15 protein-coding genes are annotated in these 16,642 nt (G+C 65.7%); 8 read left to right on the top strand and 7 right to left on the bottom strand.

Going from position 1 to position 16,642, the window contains the following annotated elements; genetic code table 11:
- The 4 genes from G6R19_RS00745 to G6R19_RS00730 are packed head-to-tail and all read right to left on the bottom strand — an operon-like array spanning nucleotide 1 to nucleotide 3,545.
- A complete protein-coding gene (locus G6R19_RS00745) occupies nucleotides 1-405 on the bottom strand; it encodes a universal stress protein (RefSeq protein WP_163161365.1) in 405 nt (134 codons plus the stop codon).
- A complete protein-coding gene (locus G6R19_RS00740; RefSeq protein WP_163161363.1) occupies nucleotides 402-1,940 on the bottom strand; it encodes a tripartite tricarboxylate transporter permease in 1,539 nt (512 codons plus the stop codon). The genes G6R19_RS00745 and G6R19_RS00740 overlap by 4 nt, the downstream gene beginning before the upstream one ends.
- Nucleotides 1,941-1,950: 10 nt before the next feature.
- Nucleotides 1,951-2,535, bottom strand: a complete 585-nt coding sequence (locus G6R19_RS00735) for a tripartite tricarboxylate transporter TctB family protein (protein ID WP_163162807.1) — start codon at nucleotides 2,533-2,535, stop codon at nucleotides 1,951-1,953.
- A 5-nt stretch (nucleotides 2,536-2,540) separates the two neighbouring features.
- On the bottom strand, nucleotides 2,541-3,545 hold the full coding sequence (locus tag G6R19_RS00730; RefSeq protein ID WP_163161361.1) for a tripartite tricarboxylate transporter substrate binding protein: 1,005 nt from the start codon (nucleotides 3,543-3,545) through the stop codon (nucleotides 2,541-2,543).
- Between the two features lie 142 nt (nucleotides 3,546-3,687).
- Between G6R19_RS00730 and G6R19_RS00725 the strand changes: the two genes are divergently transcribed.
- The 5 genes from G6R19_RS00725 (at nucleotide 3,688) to G6R19_RS00705 (ending at nucleotide 10,101) form a co-directional block, all read left to right on the top strand.
- The gene (locus G6R19_RS00725; protein WP_163161359.1) at nucleotides 3,688-4,572 is read left to right on the top strand and encodes a LysR substrate-binding domain-containing protein; all 885 of its coding nucleotides are present in this window, start codon (nucleotides 3,688-3,690) and stop codon (nucleotides 4,570-4,572) included.
- Nucleotides 4,573-4,709: 137 nt separating this feature from the next.
- Nucleotides 4,710-5,624: a 5-dehydro-4-deoxyglucarate dehydratase gene (gene kdgD / locus G6R19_RS00720; RefSeq protein WP_163161357.1), complete on the top strand. Its 915-nt coding sequence runs from the start codon at nucleotides 4,710-4,712 to the stop codon at nucleotides 5,622-5,624.
- Between the two features lie 41 nt (nucleotides 5,625-5,665).
- Entirely contained in the window at nucleotides 5,666-7,270 is a 1,605-nt protein-coding gene (locus G6R19_RS00715; protein ID WP_163161355.1) for an aldehyde dehydrogenase (NADP(+)), read from the top strand.
- Nucleotides 7,267-8,595 carry an enolase C-terminal domain-like protein gene (locus G6R19_RS00710; RefSeq protein ID WP_163161353.1) on the top strand — a complete coding sequence of 443 codons (1,329 nt, stop codon included), beginning with the start codon at nucleotides 7,267-7,269 and terminating at the stop codon, nucleotides 8,593-8,595. Before G6R19_RS00715 ends, G6R19_RS00710 begins: the two co-directional genes overlap by 4 nt.
- Before the next feature lie 153 nt (nucleotides 8,596-8,748).
- Nucleotides 8,749-10,101, top strand: a complete 1,353-nt coding sequence (locus tag G6R19_RS00705; protein WP_163161351.1) for an MFS transporter — start codon at nucleotides 8,749-8,751, stop codon at nucleotides 10,099-10,101.
- A gap of 77 nt (nucleotides 10,102-10,178) precedes the next feature.
- On the opposite strand, the gene G6R19_RS00700 is transcribed toward G6R19_RS00705, so the two are convergent.
- Nucleotides 10,179-11,408, bottom strand: a complete 1,230-nt coding sequence (locus G6R19_RS00700; RefSeq protein ID WP_163161349.1) for a beta-ketoacyl-[acyl-carrier-protein] synthase family protein — start codon at nucleotides 11,406-11,408, stop codon at nucleotides 10,179-10,181.
- Nucleotides 11,409-11,413: 5 nt separating this feature from the next.
- On the bottom strand, nucleotides 11,414-13,027 hold the full coding sequence (locus G6R19_RS00695; RefSeq protein WP_163161347.1) for a peptide chain release factor 3: 1,614 nt from the start codon (nucleotides 13,025-13,027) through the stop codon (nucleotides 11,414-11,416).
- Between the two features lie 156 nt (nucleotides 13,028-13,183).
- On the opposite strand from G6R19_RS00695, the gene G6R19_RS00690 reads away from it, so the two are divergent.
- Entirely contained in the window at nucleotides 13,184-13,486 is a 303-nt protein-coding gene (locus G6R19_RS00690) for a hypothetical protein (protein WP_240341710.1), read from the top strand.
- A 250-nt stretch (nucleotides 13,487-13,736) separates the two neighbouring features.
- The gene (gene disA, locus G6R19_RS00685; protein WP_163161345.1) at nucleotides 13,737-14,813 is read left to right on the top strand and encodes a DNA integrity scanning diadenylate cyclase DisA; all 1,077 of its coding nucleotides are present in this window, start codon (nucleotides 13,737-13,739) and stop codon (nucleotides 14,811-14,813) included.
- A 17-nt stretch (nucleotides 14,814-14,830) separates the two neighbouring features.
- On the opposite strand, the gene G6R19_RS00680 is transcribed toward disA, so the two are convergent.
- Complete coding sequence (locus G6R19_RS00680; protein ID WP_163161343.1) at nucleotides 14,831-15,517, bottom strand: hypothetical protein; 687 nt, start codon at nucleotides 15,515-15,517, stop codon at nucleotides 14,831-14,833.
- 177 nt (nucleotides 15,518-15,694) lie between these two features.
- Here G6R19_RS00680 and G6R19_RS00675 point away from each other — a divergent pair, with 177 nt between their 5' ends.
- Nucleotides 15,695-16,615, top strand: a complete 921-nt coding sequence (locus tag G6R19_RS00675) for an A/G-specific adenine glycosylase (RefSeq protein ID WP_163161341.1) — start codon at nucleotides 15,695-15,697, stop codon at nucleotides 16,613-16,615.
- The last annotated feature ends 27 nt before the right edge of the window (nucleotides 16,616-16,642 follow it).

The following is a 16,642-nucleotide window of genomic DNA, read 5'->3' as shown; positions in this document are numbered from 1 at the left end:
TTAGAAGTGCCCGCCGTCGGCTTTGACGGCCAGGACCGGGCGGTCCGCCTGCATCAGGATCTGCTGGGCGTGGCTGCCCAGGATGAACTTCCCTACCTGGGTGCGGTGCCGCAGGCCAATCACGATGAGCGAGGCATCAACTTCCCTGGCAACATCGAGGAACTCATCGGCCAGATCGTGCTGGTAGGGCGGCTGGATGACAGTTGCCTTTACTCCGACGTCGGCAGCGCGCTTGGCGGCCTGCGCCAAAACGTCTTCCGGGGCCACAGATTTGTCCACCAGGGCTCCCTGGCGCGCCGAATTGACGATCACCAGGTCCTCGTTGCGGAGCTTTGCTTCGGCGATGCCTGCTGCAAGTGCGGCCTGTCCTGCGGGCGTTGGGACGAATCCGACGATGATGCTCATACCTTCTCCTTGATGTCCGGTGTGACGGCTTGTGTGGTGGCAGCTGAACTGCCCTTGCGCTTGGCGATGGCTTTGCGGATGGCAGGAAGCGCGGCCACCAGGACGAAGACCACCAGCAGCGTGGCAGAGATGGGACGGCCAAAGAAGCCGAGGGGCTCGCCGCCGAACATCAGCAGTGAGCGGCGCATCGAGCTTTCCAGCAGTTCACCGAGCACAAAGGCCAGCACCAGGGGGCCCGGTTCGAAGCCGAACTTCTTCATGAGGTAGCCGATGATGCCGAAGACCACCACCAGGGTCACATCGAACATGCTGTTGTTGATGGTGTAGGCACCCAACAGCGTGATGAGTGCCGTGACGGGGGCCAGGATGGCGGCGCGGACGCGGAGGATCCTCACGAAGATCCCCACCAGCGGCAGGCTCATGATCAGCAGAAGGATGTTGCCGATGTACATGGAGTTCACCACTCCCCAGAAGAGCTCCGGGTTTTGTTCAACAAGCTGCGGACCGGGGGTGACGCCCTGGATCAGCAGCGCACCGAACATCAGCGCCATGGTGGCGTTGGCGGGGATGCCAAGCGTCAGCAGCGGGATGAAGGACGATGTGGCGGCAGCGTTGTTAGCGGTTTCCGGCCCGGCGACGCCCTCGGGTGCACCCTTGCCGAAGCGTTCCGGCTGCTTTGCCCGCTTTTTCTCCATGGCGTAGGAGGCCATGGAGGCGATGGTGGCGCCACCACCGGGCAGGATGCCCAGGAAAAAGCCCAGCACAGAACCGCGGCCGATGGCACCGGACGCCTGCTTGAGGTCTTTGCGGGACGGCCAGACATTGGCGACTTTCGACGGCGCCTTGGCGGCCCGGTGCCGTTCCTCAAGGTTGTAGAGGATTTCGCCGAGGCCGAAAATGCCCATGGCGATGGGCACGAAGTCGATGCCGTCAGCCAGTTGCAGACTGCCAAACGTAAACCGGCTTTCGCCGGTAAAAATGTCCCGGCCAACCGTTGCGAGGAGAAGTCCGAGCGCCGCGGCGATGAGCGCCTTGGCTTTTGACCCGCTGCTGATGGTTGCTACAAGGAGGATGCCGAGCATCGCCAGGGCGGTGTACTCCGGTGCACCAAAGTCCAGGGCGAAGCTGGCAACCAGGGGGGCGAGGAACGTCAAGCCGATAATGGCCGCGGTGCCGCCCACAAAGGAGCCGATGGAGGCCAGGCCCAGCGCCGTGCCGGCCCTGCCCTGCTTCGCCATCTGGTAGCCGTCGAACACGGTAACCACCGAGGAAGCTTCACCCGGCAGGCGCAGGAGCACGGAAGTGATGGTGCCGCCGTACTGTGCGCCGTAGAAGATTCCGGCGAGCATGATGATGGCGGTGACCGGCTCCACGTTGTAGGTGAGCGGAAGCAGGATGGCGATGGTTGCCGCGGGCCCCAGGCCGGGCAGCACACCGATCAGCATGCCGATCACGACGCCGATCAGGCAGTAAAGGAGGTTGGTGGGCTCCAGGACTACCGCGAATCCGTTGATAACGGGATTGAGAAAATCCACGGGAGGTCTCCTAGAAGAGGTGGGGAACGGAGGTGTTCAACGCGAGGACGAAGATGGCATAAAAAGCGATGACGACGCTCGCACTGATCACCAGCGTGGAGCGCCAGGTTTCGCCGCCCAGGAAGCGCATCCAGATGATGCAGAGCACCAGGGCAGGCAGTTCAAAGCCAATCAGCGGCATGAGGGCCACCATGGCAGCGAGGGTCACCAGGCCGGTGAGCGGCGAGGTGGACATGCGCGTGAACTTTTCCGCGTCCCGGTTGTGCCGGCCGGCAACCAGCTGGAACAGGCCCAGGGCCACCATGACGCAGCTGATGATGAACGGCCACAGGCCGGGCTGCGGTGCGGACGGGGTGCCCAGCCCCATTGCCATCGCGAGGATGGCCGCAGCAACACCGACACCAAGAACCACTAATGATGATGCAGCGTTGGCGAGGGCTCCGGCTGCGGGAGGTTTTTCTTCCTCCCACTGTGCTGCGAGTTGCTCTGGGGTCAGGTCATCCAGGACTTCATCGGGGAAGGTATGGGGGGCGTCCCCGCCGGAGGCAGCAGTAGCACTGCTGCCTCCGGCGGGTCCTGCGGGGGTTCCTTTCACAGAAATCACTTATTTCCGCTCAGGCTAATGTCGTGCTTCTCCACCAGTTCCTTGTACTTCGCTGCGTAGGCCTTCCATTCCGTCACGACTTCCTCGCCGGAAATCTCCTTCGGGGTCAGCATGTTCTTCTTGTTGAACTCCTTGTAGGCGTCCGACTTGAACGACTCCTGGAACGCGGCGAGCAGCTTGTCCTTGACTTCCTGGGGGGTGCCCTTCGGAGCGGCCACTGCACGGTACTGGGCAACCGGAACGTCATAACCGGCTTCCTTTGCCGTGGGCGTGTCAGGAAGGAAGCTGTTCCGCTCTTCCGAGAAGACCAGGAGCGGGCTCACCTTTCCGGCCTCGATCTGCGGCATGGCTTCGCCCAGCTGGATAGTGGCGAGCTCCACCTGGTTGCCGAGGACTGCGGTCAGGGCCGGCTTGCCGCTGTCGAAGGGGATGTCCGTGCCTTTGACGTCAGCCTGCTTGAACAGCACGGTCTGGGCAAGTTGGCTGCCCGTGCCGACGCCGGTGGTGCCGAAGGTGACGTTGCGTCCTGCTGCGGTTACATCCTGGAAGGTCTTGAATCCGGACTCGGCGCTGGCCACCAGCACGTAGTCGTCCTGGGACAAGCCCGTAATGATGTCCAGGTCATCAATGTTCACTGCTTCATCGGCGCTGACGGCCAGCGGGGTGATGGTGATCAGGGATGCGTTGAGCAGGACCAATTCCTGGCCATCGGCGGGCTTGCCGGCCACCTCCTTGGTGGCCAGGGCGCCGTTGGCGCCAGGCTTGTTGACCACTGGCATCGGCTGGCCGAGGGTCTTGGCGGCACCTTCGGCGAGGGCTCGGGCAATCAGGTCGGTGCTGCCACCGGCAGCCTGGCCCACGGAGAGGTTGACGGGGCCGGACGGGTATTTGGCCGAGTCGGCCGCGCCGCCGCCGGCGACATTGCCGCACGCCGTCAGCGCCAGCAGCGTAACGGCTGATGCCGCTCCGAGAATCGTGCGGCGTGTGGGGAAGTGCTTCATTGGAACTCCTAGTTGGCACGGCGGGCGTTGGGGCCCGGAACATCTGTGAAGCGGGTCACCCCGTTCGCTTTGTCGAGTGTAGGGAGTGGTTATGATGCATGTCTAAGCCCAAATCTGCATCATTTGATACCTGGAAGGCATCATGTTTACTTTTGACCAGCTTGCCGGCTTTATCGCCGTAGCGGAGGAGCTCCACTTTGGACGGGCAGCGGAACGGCTCAACATGACGCAGCCCCCGCTAAGCCGCCAGATCCAGAAGCTGGAGAAGATCGTGGGCGCGGAACTGCTTGAGCGGGATAACCGCAAGGTGGAGTTGACGCATGCTGGGCAGACGTTCCTGGAGGAGGCGCGCCGCCTCATGGCCCTTGCCGAACGCGCACCGGTAACGGCGCGGCGCATCGCTTCGGGGCGGTCGGGCATGCTCCGCATCGGGTTTACCGCGGCCAGCGGCTTCAGCATCCTGGGGCCGCTGCTGGAGGAGCTTTCACAAATCATTCCCGATGTGGATGTGGACCTGCAGGAGCTGGTGACAGGCGAGCAGCTCAACGGGTTGCTGACGGGCGAACTGGATCTCGGGCTGGCGCGTCCTCCGTTCGACAAAGAAACCTTCGACTCCCACCTCCTTTACCGCGAGTCCATGGTCCTGGCCGTGCCGTCCGGCCATCCGCTGACGCTGTTGGCGCGGGATATCTCGCCGGAGGACTTCAAAGAGGAGCCGCTGATTATGCATTCCGCCACCCAGGCCCGCTATTTCTACGACCTTGTGGTCCGGACGCTCCCCTTCAGCCATGCCAACGTTGTCCACACCGTGAGCCAGATCCTGACCATGGTGTCGCTGGTTGCAGCAAAGCGCGGGGTGGCCTTTGTGCCCCACTCCGCCACCCTGCTGGGCATCAAGGGCGTGGAGTTCCTCCCGCTCGCAGGCGGCGACGGGGAGCAGGTGGAGCTGCACGCCATCTGGAACCGCAGGATTACGAACCCTGCCCTTGAGCGCCTGCTGCGGGACCTTGAGTTCGCCATGGAATAGATGGGGACCATTTCCCGTAATGCCTGGAAGGTATCAATACATACAAAATTGCACTTAGACAGGCATCAGCGTCACTCCTAGTCTGGGAAGGAATCATCAGCCCGCCGCCCGCGGCGCACACACCGGAGGACCACACCGTGGCAAAGTACTCACCCCAGGAACTGGCGGACACCCTCAAGGAAGGCCTGCTGTCCTTCCCTGTCACCTCATTCGACGCCGAGCTGCAGTTCGATGAGGAGAACTACCGCAAGCACCTGGCGTGGCAGGCGAGCTTCCCGGTAGCAGGCCTTTTCGCGGCCGGCGGTACCGGCGAAGGCTTCTCACTGACCCCGGCCGAATCAGAGCGCGTAGTGCGCACCGCCGTCGATGAAGTGGGCGGCCAGGTTCCTGTCCTTGCCTCTGCCGGCGGTTCCACCGCGCAAGCGATCGAGAACGCGAAAGCTGCCGAAGCGGCCGGCGCGGACGGTCTCCTGCTCCTCCCCCCGTACCTGACTGAAGCGGACCAGGCCGGGCTGACCGAACACGTGAGCGCAGTATGTGCGGCCACTTCCCTTGGTGTCATCATCTACAACCGGGCCAACGCCATCTACAAGGACACCACGGTGGCAACCCTGGCTGACCGCCACGAAAACCTCATCGGATTCAAGGACGGCGTAGGCGACCTGGAGCACGATGCCCGGGTCTACGCCAAGCTCGGCGACCGGCTCTTCTACCTTGGCGGCCTGCCTACCGCCGAAACCTTCGCGCTGCCGCTGCTGCAGCTCGGCATGAGCACCTACTCCAGCGCCATGTACAACTTCGTTCCGCAGTTCGCCCTGGACTTCTACCAGGACGTGCGCAACAACGACCGGGTTGCCGTTAACAAGAAGCTCAACGACTTTGTTATCCCCTACCTGGACATCCGCGACCGTGTGAAAGGATATTCCGTGTCCATCGTCAAGGGTGGCCTGGACGCCATCGGCCGCTCCGCCGGGCCGGTCCGTCCGCCGCTGCAGGACCTCGCCGAGCAGGACCTCGCGGACCTCAAGGCCCTCATCGCGGCCGTCTCCTGATCAACCGTCTCCTGATCCACCCTTTACTAGGAGGAACCACTGTGACCCTTACCGGACACTCCCTGATCGCCGGACAGCCCACTGCCGGCGAAGGCAAAACCACGTTCGGCTTCGACCCGGCAACGAACCAGGCGCTGGAGCCCACATACACGCTGCTCACCGAGGAGCAGCTCAAGGCAGCAACGGCTGCCGCCTCCGAGGCCTTCGCATCCTTCAGCACCCTTGACCCGGAAGCGCACGCCACCTTCCTGGAAGCGATCGCGGACAACATCGACGCCATCGGCGAGGAACTAATCGTCCGCGCCGGCCAGGAAACCGGCCTGCCCTCCGCCCGGCTCCAAGGCGAACGCGCCCGTACCACCGGCCAGCTGCGCCTCTTCGCGGCGGTGGTCCGGCAGGGCGACTTCCGCGGCGTCCGCATCGACCCCGCGCTGCCCGAGCGTACTCCCCTCCCCCGCGCAGACATCCGCCAGCGACAGATCCCGCTCGGCCCCGTCGCCGTGTTCGGCGCCAGCAACTTCCCGCTGGCCTTCTCGACGGCGGGTGGAGACACCGCCTCGGCCCTCGCCGCCGGCTGCCCGGTCGTCTTCAAAGCCCATAACGCCCACCCGGGAACCAGCGAACTCGTCGGCCAGGCCATCGCCAAGGCCGTCAAGGACAACGGGCTGCACCCCGGCGTCTTCTCCCTGGTCTACGGCCCGGGCGCGAGCATCGGACAGGCCCTCGTGGCCGACCCCGCCATCAAGGCCGTCGGCTTCACCGGCTCCCAGTCCGCCGGCATCGCACTGATGCGCACCGCCGCCGCCCGCCCCGAGCCGATCCCGGTCTACGCGGAGATGTCGTCGCTGAACCCGGTCTTCGTCTTCGATGGCGCCCTCAAAGGTGACGTCGACGCGCTGGCCCAGCAGTATGTCACCTCTGTCACGGGCAGCTCCGGCCAGCTCTGCACCTCCCCGGGACTGCTGTTCGCCCCTGAAGGCGAGGCAGGGGCCAAACTCGCCGCCGCCGTCGGCCGTGCCGTTTCCGCCTGTGCCGGCCAGACCATGCTCACCGCGGGGATCGCCGACTCCTGGAACGCCGGTACCAAAGCCCTCGGCAGCGCCGGCGGCGTCCAGGTGATCGGCCAGGGCACTCCCGGCCCCACCGAAAACGCCCCCGCCCCCACGATCTTCGGCACCGGCGTCACGGAATTCACCAGCAACCACGTCCTGCACGAGGAAATTTTCGGCGCCGCATCCCTGGTGATCCGCTACGCCTCGGTGGAGGACCTCCTCCAGGCCGCGAACCGCATCGAAGGCCAGCTCACCGCTTCGCTGCAGCTGACGGAAGAGGACTACCCGACGGCGGCACGCCTCCTGCCGGTCCTGGAGCAGAAGGTGGGCCGCATCATCGTCAACGGCTGGCCCACGGGGGTCGAAGTCGGCCACGCCATGGTTCACGGCGGCCCCTTCCCCGCCACCTCCGACTCCCGCACCACGTCAGTCGGAACACTCGCCATCAACCGCTTCCTGCGCCCCGTCGCCTACCAGAACCTCCCCCAGGAACTCCTCCCGGAGGCGCTGCAGGATGCCAACCCCTGGCACCTGAACCGACGGATCGACGGCGAAGTGGTCCCCGCTGCAGAGAAAGCTGAGGTCGGCGCATGAGCAACCAGCCCACCATCACCCGGATGGAAGTAGTGCCTGTAGCCGGCCATGACAGCATGCTGATGAACCTCAGCGGAGCACACGGCCCCTTCTTCACCCGCAACGTCGTCATCATCACCGATTCCGAGGGCCGTACCGGCCTCGGCGAGGTTCCCGGCGGCGAGAAGATCCGCACCACCATCGAGGAAGCCGGCGCCCTCATCAACGGCAAGCCGGTGGCACGCTACCGCTCCCTCCTGCGCGAAGTGGCGGCCGAGTTTGCCGACCGCGACGCCGGCGGCCGCGGCCTGCAGACCTTCGACCTTCGCACCACCGTCCATGCAGTCACCGCCGTCGAGTCGGCCCTGCTGGACCTGCACGGCCAGTTCCTCGGCGTCCCGGTGGCGGAACTGCTCGGCGACGGCCAGCAGCGCTCCTCCGTCCCGATGCTCGGCTACCTCTTCTTCATCGGTGACCATTCCCGCACCGACCTGCCCTACCTGGTGGAGGACGCACCGGCGGACCGCTGGGAGAAGCTTCGGCGCCAGGAGGCAATGACTCCGGACGCCGTCGTCGCCCTGGCTGAAGCCGCCCAGGAACGGTACGGGTTCAGCGACTTCAAGCTCAAGGGCGGCGTGCTGTCCGGCGACGACGAAGTGGACGTGGTCACGGCCCTGGCCAAGCGCTTCCCGGACGCACGGGTGACGCTGGATCCCAACGGCGGCTGGCTGCTGGATGAAGCCATCCGGCTGGGCAAGCGGATGCAGGGCGTCGTTGCCTACGCCGAGGACCCCTGCGGGGCTGAGGGCCGCTTCTCCGGCCGCGAGGTCATGGCCGAGTTCCGCCGGGCCACCGGCCTGAAGACGGCCACCAACATGATTGCCACCGACTGGCGGGAAATGTCGCACGCCATCCGCAGCAACGCGGTTGACATCCCGCTGGCGGATCCGCACTTCTGGACCATGCACGGCTCGGTACGGGTGGCGCAGATGTGCCACGAGTTCGGCCTTACCTGGGGATCACACTCGAACAACCACTTCGACATCTCGCTTGCCATGTTCACCCACACCGGCGCCGCGGCGCCCGGCGAAATTACCGCACTGGACACACATTGGATCTGGCAGGACGGCCAGGGCCTCACCAAGGAACCGCTGCAGATCAAGGGCGGTGCCATCGAGGTTCCGGACGCCCCCGGCCTCGGCATCGAACTGGACCGCGAAGCCCTGGACAAGGCGCACCAGCTGTATCTGGCGCACGGCCTCGACGCCCGTGATGACAGCATCGGCATGCAGTACTACATCGATGGCTGGTCCTTCGATCCGAAGCGGCCCTGCCTGGTCCGGTAATGCCGTCCGGCAGCACCGTCCGGCAGCAGTGACGGGCAGCACTCTTCGGTAAAGTAGTGGGGTCGCCGTGGCGCGCCCCACTACTTTCCTGTGCCCCGCATTTTTGGGCCCCGCAGCCGGCCTGCTTCATCTAACCCAAAGGAAATACATTCAATGAAGTCTGTGGACAATGCTGTCTCGGACGTGGCGACAGCCACGAAAAAGTTCTTCAAGCGCGTGCTGCCCATCATGCTTGTCATGCTGGTCTGTAACCAGCTGAACCGGTCAAACATCGGGTACGCCCAGGACCACCTCCAGGCAGACGTTGGCATCGGTGCCGCCGCCTACGGGTTCGGGGCCGGGCTGTTCTTTATCGCGTATGCGATTTTCGAGCTTCCCAGCAACGTCATGATGGAGAAGTACGGCGCCAAGGTCTGGCTCACCAGGATCATGATCAGCTGGGGCACGGTTTCCTTCCTCATGGCGTTCGTACAGAGCGAGACCATGTTCTACGTCCTGCGGTTCCTGCTGGGTGCCGCAGAGGCCGGGTTCTTCCCCGCCGTCATCTTCTACTTCGCCCGCTGGGTCCCCGCCGGCGAGCGCGGCAAAGCCACGGCAATCTTCATCGCCGGCTCTTCCATCGCCGCAGCGCTGTCCGGCCCCATCGCCGGGATGCTCCTCAGCCTCCACGGTGCCCTGGGCCTGCGCGGCTGGCAGTGGCTGTTCGGCTTCGAAGGCGCCCTGTCCGTCGTCGTCGGCATCACCGTGTTCTTCCTCCTGGACGCCAAAATCAGGGACGCCAAGTGGCTTACCGCTTCTGAAAAGGACGCCCTGTCCCGCGCCATCGCCGATGAGGACGCGCAGCACGCCACGGCCGACGGCGGAAAGATCAACCGCTGGAAAATGCTCCTGAACCCGCAGATCCTGCTGCTGTGCGGCATCTACTTCTCCGTGCAGCTGTCCATCTACGCCAACACGTTCTGGCTCCCCAGCATCATCAAGCAGATCCCCGGCACCACGGACCTGACCGTCGGCTTCCTGTCCTCCATCCCGTGGGTTTGCGCCGTCTTCGCCATGTACTTCGCGGCAAAGCTGCAGGACAAGGCCCGGTCCAAGAAGCCGCTGCTTGTGGTTGCACTCCTGGTGGCCGCGGTTGGCACCTTCGCGGCAGCCATCGCCTCGCCGGTTATGGCCCTGGTATTCCTGGCCGTTGCGGCCATGGGCTTCAAGAGCGCTTCCCCGCTGTTTTGGACCATTCCGCAGTCCGGGCTGCACCCGCTGGTCCTGGCTCCGGCCATCGCCATCATCAACTCGCTGGGCAACCTGGGCGGATTCGTTGCACCGTTCGGTTTCGGCATCATCAAGGAACAGACGGGAAGCGTCATCCCCGGCCTGTTTGCACTGGCGGCCGCCTCCACCATTGCCGCAGGCCTGGTGTACTTCCTGAAGGAACGCCGCAGCGGGAATGATGCAGCGCCTGAAGTTCGCGAACTGCCGGTCGAGGCTCCGGTCCCCAGCCGGGCCTAGTGATGAGGCGATTGTGCCGCAATCGTCACCGCACTGTTCCAGCGCCCGGGCCGGGAAAACCGTCCCGGGCGTCTGCGTTACTGGCCGGTGATTACCAGGGCAACGCTGTGCCCGCCGAAGCCGAAGGCGTTCACCAGGCCGGCGGAAGCATTCTCCGGCTGGAGCTGGCGCGCGTCTTCGGTGACGACGTCAAGGTCCACCTCCGGGTCCAGCTCTTCAACGTTGAGGGTCCCGGGCAGCATCCCGGTGCGCAGGGCTTCAAGAACCACCACGGCGGCGAGCGCACCGGCGCCGCCCAGCAGGTGGCCGGTGTGGCCCTTGGTGGAGGTGACCGGGACGTCGGGGCCGAAGATCGCGTTGATGGCCTGGCCCTCAAGCCGGTCCCCCACGGGGGTGGATGTGGCGTGGGCGTGCACAAACCCGATGTCCCGGGCCGTGAGGCCTGCGGATTCGAGCGCCTTCTGCATGACGCGCCGCTGCATCGCAGGATCAGCCGCCACGATATCGTTCGCGTCCGAGGTCACCGCTCCGCCTGCCACGGCCCCCAGCACCGCTGCGCCGCGGGCGCGCGCGTGCTCTTCGCTCTCCAGCACCACCACGCCGGCGCCCTCCGCGAGGACAAAACCGTCACGGCCGCCGTCGAACGGGCGGGATGCACGCTGCGGGTCCCCGACGCGGGTGGACAGCGCACGGATCTGGGAGAAGCCGGTGATCACCAGGTCGTTGATGGAGGCATCAACACCGCCGGCAATAACGACGTCGGCCGCCCCGGAACGGATCATCTCCGCTGCCTGGACAATCGCCTCTGCCCCGGAGGCACAGGCGCTCACCGGCGTCCGGGCGCCACCGCGGGCACCGAGGTCGATGGAAACCCACGCCGCCGGGCCGTTGACCATAAGGCGGGTAAGAGTGTGCGGCGAGACCTTGCGGGGGCCGGATTCGGCAAGGGTCCGGTCCTGCTCCAGGGTGGAGCCCAGCCCGCCGTACGCAGAGCCGATCACCACGGCAAAGCGCTCGGGATCCACCTCCGGGGCACCGGCCTGCTTCCAGGCTTCCCGGGCAGCGATGAGCGCCAACTGCCCGCAGCGGTCCATGCGCTTCATCTCACGGGTGCTGAGGTGCCCGGAAAGGTCAGCGTTGACCTGTCCGGCGATCTTCACGGGCAGCTGCTCCGCCCAGGCCTCCCCAAGCGGGGCGATGCCGGACTTTCCGGCCACCAGGCCTGACCAGGTTTCGGCCACAGACGAACCAAGCGGATTGATGGTGCCGGCGCCCGTGATCAGCGCACGGGGTTGAACTGCGTTCACGGTTCCTACTTTGCGGGGTTGTGTGTACCGATGGGGACAAGGGTGAGGTCCGGGTGGTTCTTCTCGATCCGGCGAAGGGCCCAAACATCATTGAACAAGGCCAGGTACTCGCCGTCGGACCGCAGGAGCACCTCGGCGCCCGGTACGTTGGCGAGCGCCGGCATGGCGTCCGCCGTCGAAATCCTGGCCAGGGAGTAGGGCAGGCGTTCCAGCCGCATGGGGGCGCTGAAGTCGTGGGCCATCCGGTCCTCCACCACCTCGAACTGCATGGGGCCGACGGCGGCAAGCACCGGCGCCTGGTCTCCGCGGACGTCGGAGCGGAGCACCTGGATCACGCCTTCGTGCTCGAGCTGCTCGATGCCCCGGCGGAACTGCTTGAACTTGCTGGGGTCCTTGGAACGGGCAACCTGGAAGTGCTCCGGGGCGAACAGCGGGATGGCCGGGTATTCAACCGGGTCCTCGAGGAAGAGGCTGTCCCCCACGCGCAGGGAGGACGCATTGACCAGGCCCACCACGTCCCCGGGGTACGCCTCGTCGATCACTTCGCGTTCACGGCCGAACACCTGCTGCGCATACTTGGTGGCGAAGGATTTCCCGGTGCGGGTCTGGGTGACCACCATGCCGCGCTCGAAGACGCCGGAGCAGACGCGGATGAAGGCCACGTGGTCGCGGTGGGCCTTGTTCATGCCGGCCTGGACCTTGAACACGAATCCGGAGAACGGCGATGCGACGGGACGCGGGGTGCCGTCCACGTCCGGACGCGGGGCTGCCGGCGGGGCGAAGTCAACCAGCGCGTCCAGCAGTTCCTTGACGCCGAAGTTCAGCGCGGCGGAGCTGAACAGGATGGGGGTGGCCTTGCCGGCGTGGAAGCTTTCGACGTCGAACTCCAGGTTGGATTCGATCACCAGGCCCGCTTCGTCCACGGCGTCGGACCAGTTGCTGCCCTGGCTTTCCGCTGCTTCCTCCGGGGTGAAGTACTCGGTGATGGCGATCTGCGCGCCGGCGTTGTTGCGCTGGAAGCGTGCGAAACGGTCGTTGCGGAGGTCCCAGACGCCGCGGAAGTCGCCGGAGATGCCCACGGCCCAGGTCAGGGGCATGGGCTGGAGCCCGGTGCGCTCGGTGATCTCGTCCATCAGGGCCAGCGCGTCCAGGCCGGGCCGGTCCCACTTGTTGATGACGGTGATGATGGGCAGGTTCCGCTGCTTGCAGACCTCGAACAGCTTCATGGTCTGGGTTTCGAGGCCCTTGGCCGCGTCCACGAGCATCACTGCACAGTCGACGGCGGCGAGGACGCGGTAGGTGTCCTCGGAGAAGTCCGCGTGGCCGGGGGTGTCCAGGAGGTTAATGACGGTGTCCCGGTAGGAGAACTGCAGCGCCGCGGAGCTGATGGAGATGCCGCGGTCCTTTTCCATCTGCATCCAGTCCGAGACTGTTTCCTTGCGGTTGGCCTTGCCGCTGGAGGCACCGGCGGTGCCGATCACCTTGGCGTGCAGGGCCAGCGCCTCAGTCAGCGTGGACTTGCCGGCGTCGGGGTGGGAAATGACAGCAAAGGTCCGACGCCGGCCCGCCTCTTTGTGAATCTCCGAGATCCGGGCGGGGGTGAGGACATCTTGGGACACGGTGCTACTTTCGCTGCGGTTTGGGCTGCCCCTGGCATTGGACAGGCTTCAGGGGAGACGGGCTGGCGGACAGCCAAGTTCCCAGTTTATCGCAGCTTGGAGCACCACCACGGGCTCTGCTTAACACCGGCGAAACCCGCGCTTCAAAACGGCGAAATGAGTGCGGGCTACCGTGACCGCATGATGACGCCCCGCACGTCCCCTGCGCCGCCGAAAATATCTGAAGCGGCAGGCTGCACTTCCTATCCAGGCAAACTGTTCTTTGATCCGTTGGCGGCCCCTGAAGCACCAGGAGAGCAGGGGCTTGGGTCCGCTTCGGGTGGAGACGGCTTCGCTGCAAAGGAGCCCCGGGTCCGGCCCCGGAAGAAGGTGGTTGTGGACGAACGGGCCCTTCGCGCAGCGTCACTCAGCAAAGTCAGCAGGGAGCTGGAACGGATGCTGCGCGAGCGGGCACGCTGAGTCCGGCTGCACTGTCTTTGACTGCTCCGGACCGGAAAGTGCCGCCCCGCCACCCGCCGTCGAACGCGTTCCTGCGCCTCTTCCTGCCCTCCCCTAATGGGGCACTTTAGGGCTTACCCGTGCGGAATCAGGTGTTTCTTACCCCTATCATTGAGCTTGCGGGAAATGAGTACTTTTTGATCCTGCCGGCCAAGCCTTAAAGCCGGCATTCCTGCGGACGAAGGTCCGCAACTGTGAAGGGAAACACCTGATGGCGCGGAGCCCCGAAGAATCTCTGAGGGCAACTCTGGGCAGAGTGGCACCCGGAACCCCGCTCCGGGACGGCCTGGAACGCATCCTCCGGGGCCGTACTGGCGCCCTCATTGTGCTGGGCTCGGACCGGACCATCGACTCCATCTGTTCCGGCGGGTTCGACATCGGCATCGATTTCTCCCCCACACGGCTGCGCGAGCTCGCGAAGATGGACGGGGCAATCATCTGCGACAAGGACGCCGGCAATATCCTCCGCGCCGCAGTGCAGCTGGTTCCTGACTCCAGCATCGAAACCCAGGAGTCCGGCACCCGCCACCGCACGGCCGAACGCGTGGCCATCCAGACCGGCGTGCCTGTCATCTCCGTCAGCCAGTCCATGCAGATCATTGCCCTCTACGTGAACGGCCTGCGGCACGTCCTGGAGGGTTCGGAGAAGGTCCTGGCGCGCGCCAACCAGGCACTGGCCACCCTGGAGCGCTACCGCTCCCGCCTGGACCAGGTCACAAGCTCACTGTCCGCTTTGGAGATCGAGGCGATGGTGACGGTTCGCGATGTGGCCGTCACCCTCCAGCGCCAGGAAATGGTCCGCCGCATCTCCGAGGAAATCTCCCAGTACGTCCTGGAACTGGGCGAAGACGGCCGCCTCCTCTCCCTCCAGCTTGATGAGCTCACCGTGGGCCGCGGCCCCGGAAGCGACGTCATCATCCGCGACTACGCCTCGCCCAACGCTTCGCCCGAAGACATCGAAAAGGCCGTCAGCGCCCTGGTGAACCTGGGACCCACCGAGCTGATCGACCTCGGAAAGATCTCCGGAATCGTCGGCTTCGCGGGCGGCGAGGCAAACCTGGACGCCGTGGTGCAGCCCCGGGGTTACAGGCTGCTCTCGGGATTGAAGGCAGTCCCGAAAGCCGTCGCGGACCGCCTGGTGGACCACTTCGGCGGGCTGCAGTTCCTGATGGCAGCCACCATCGACGACCTCATGACCGTTGACGGCATCGGCGACCAGCGGGCCCGGACAGTGCGGGAAGGCCTGAGCCGGATGGCGGAAGCAAGCCTGCTGGACCGGTTCCTCTAAGAGCCTGGCAGGACTGGTCAGGCCAGCTGGAAAACTGCCTTGGGGCTGGCTTTGGAGCCAAGCTTCGCCGTGAAGATGTAATACGCGCCGCCACCCCCGGGCTTAGCTTCCACCGGCTGGCAGCCTTCAACGCTGCGGTTGCGCGGCCACGGGAAGTTGGCGGTCTCGCTGGCGCCCGGGGCGATGAATTTCACCAGGTCTTCGCTCTTTGCCTGGCAGTCCCGGGACGAAAAGATGCGGTCCGCGCCGCTTGTCACCAGGAACTCCATCTGCGACGTTCCGATATTGACCTCGCACGGCATGGTGCCGCCGTTTGTCACCTTAAGGGTGAGCAGCGGGTTTTCCCCGGGCCCGTACGCGGCCTTGTCCGTGGAGGCAGAGACCGTCACGAGGTTCTGGTTGCAGGAAGGGGTGGCCGATGGCGTGGGCGTGGGTTCCGGCGCCGAGGCCGACGGCGATGCCTGGGTGGAGGGATCAGCGGACGCTGTTGCGCCGGCACCGTCCGTGGACGACGCCTGATCGGACTTGCCGCTGAAGGCCCCGGCCAGGGCAAAACTTGCGGCAATCAGTGCAATCACCATCAGCAGCGCCGCACCCAGGAACAGCCGGCGCCGGCGGTACACAGCGGGGCTGGGCTTGCGGACGGTGCTGGAACCGGATGTAGTCGCCCTGCCACGTGATGCTGAATCTCCTTGCCTGCCCATTCTTCTAGGCTAGAGAACGGGCGCGGATCTGCTCCGCCACCACGCCGCCGCCCGGACAACGCTCTGGTCACATCACGTTTCCGGCCCGCCAAGCGGATCAATTACAGTGTTGGGATCGATACTCAAGCCTCCACCACCGCTTCGCCTGCCCTCTTTCCCTCCGGGGCGGAACTGCAGATGCTGCACGGCCGGATCAACGGCTGGTTCGCGGAAATCGCCCGGGACCTGCCCTGGCGGAAGCCCGACTGTTCACCCTGGGGCGTGCTGGTCAGCGAAATCATGCTGCAGCAAACCCCTGTGGTCCGGGTGCTGCCCGTCTGGCTGGAGTGGCTGAAGCGCTGGCCCACACCGGCGGGCCTCGCGGGTGAACCTGCGGGAGAGGCAGTGCGTTTCTGGGGCCGGCTGGGTTACCCGCGCCGGGCGCTGCGGCTGCACGCAGCAGCAGCGGCCATCGTCCAGGACCACGGTGGCAAGGTTCCGGACAACTATGCCGAACTGCTGGCGCTTCCCGGCGTGGGCAGTTATACGGCGGCGGCGGTGGCCGCCTTCGCCTACGGACGCCGCGAAACAGTAGTGGACACCAACATCAGGCGGGTCCACGCAAGGCTTGTTACCGGGGCGGCACTTCCCGCCCCGGCGCTGACCGCCGCGGAAATGCGGCTCGCCGCCCGGCTACTGCCGGACGACGACGACACATCCGTCCGCTGGAACGCTGCGGTGATGGAGCTGGGGGCGCTGATCTGCACAGCCCGCGCACCCAAGTGCGGCGACTGCCCCGTCAGGGACTCCTGCGCGTGGCGGGCAGCCGGCGAGCCGCCGCCGTCGTACGTCCCCAAGGGCCAGGCGTGGCACGGCACCGACCGCCAGGTCCGCGGGGCCGTGATCGCCGTGCTGCGCGAGGCCGACGCGCCGGTGCCGCCGGAGATGTTCCAGCGGGAGCCGGCCGACCTGGGCTTCGCGCCGGCGGGGATCGGCGTACCGCTGGGCGCCCTGCATAGGTTGAATTCTGCTCCTGAACAGCTGGAACGGGCGCTTGCAGGGCTGCTCGCCGACGGTCTCGCGGAGCTGCACGGCGGCGGGTACCGGCTTCCCGCCTGAGCACCCGTCCGGCCAGCGGCGCCGGGA

It is taken from the genome of Arthrobacter sp. Alg241-R88, assembly GCF_900537115.1.
Taxonomy (GTDB): Bacteria; Actinomycetota; Actinomycetes; order Actinomycetales; family Micrococcaceae; genus Arthrobacter.
This window is presented reverse-complemented; position numbering and strand designations above follow the sequence as displayed.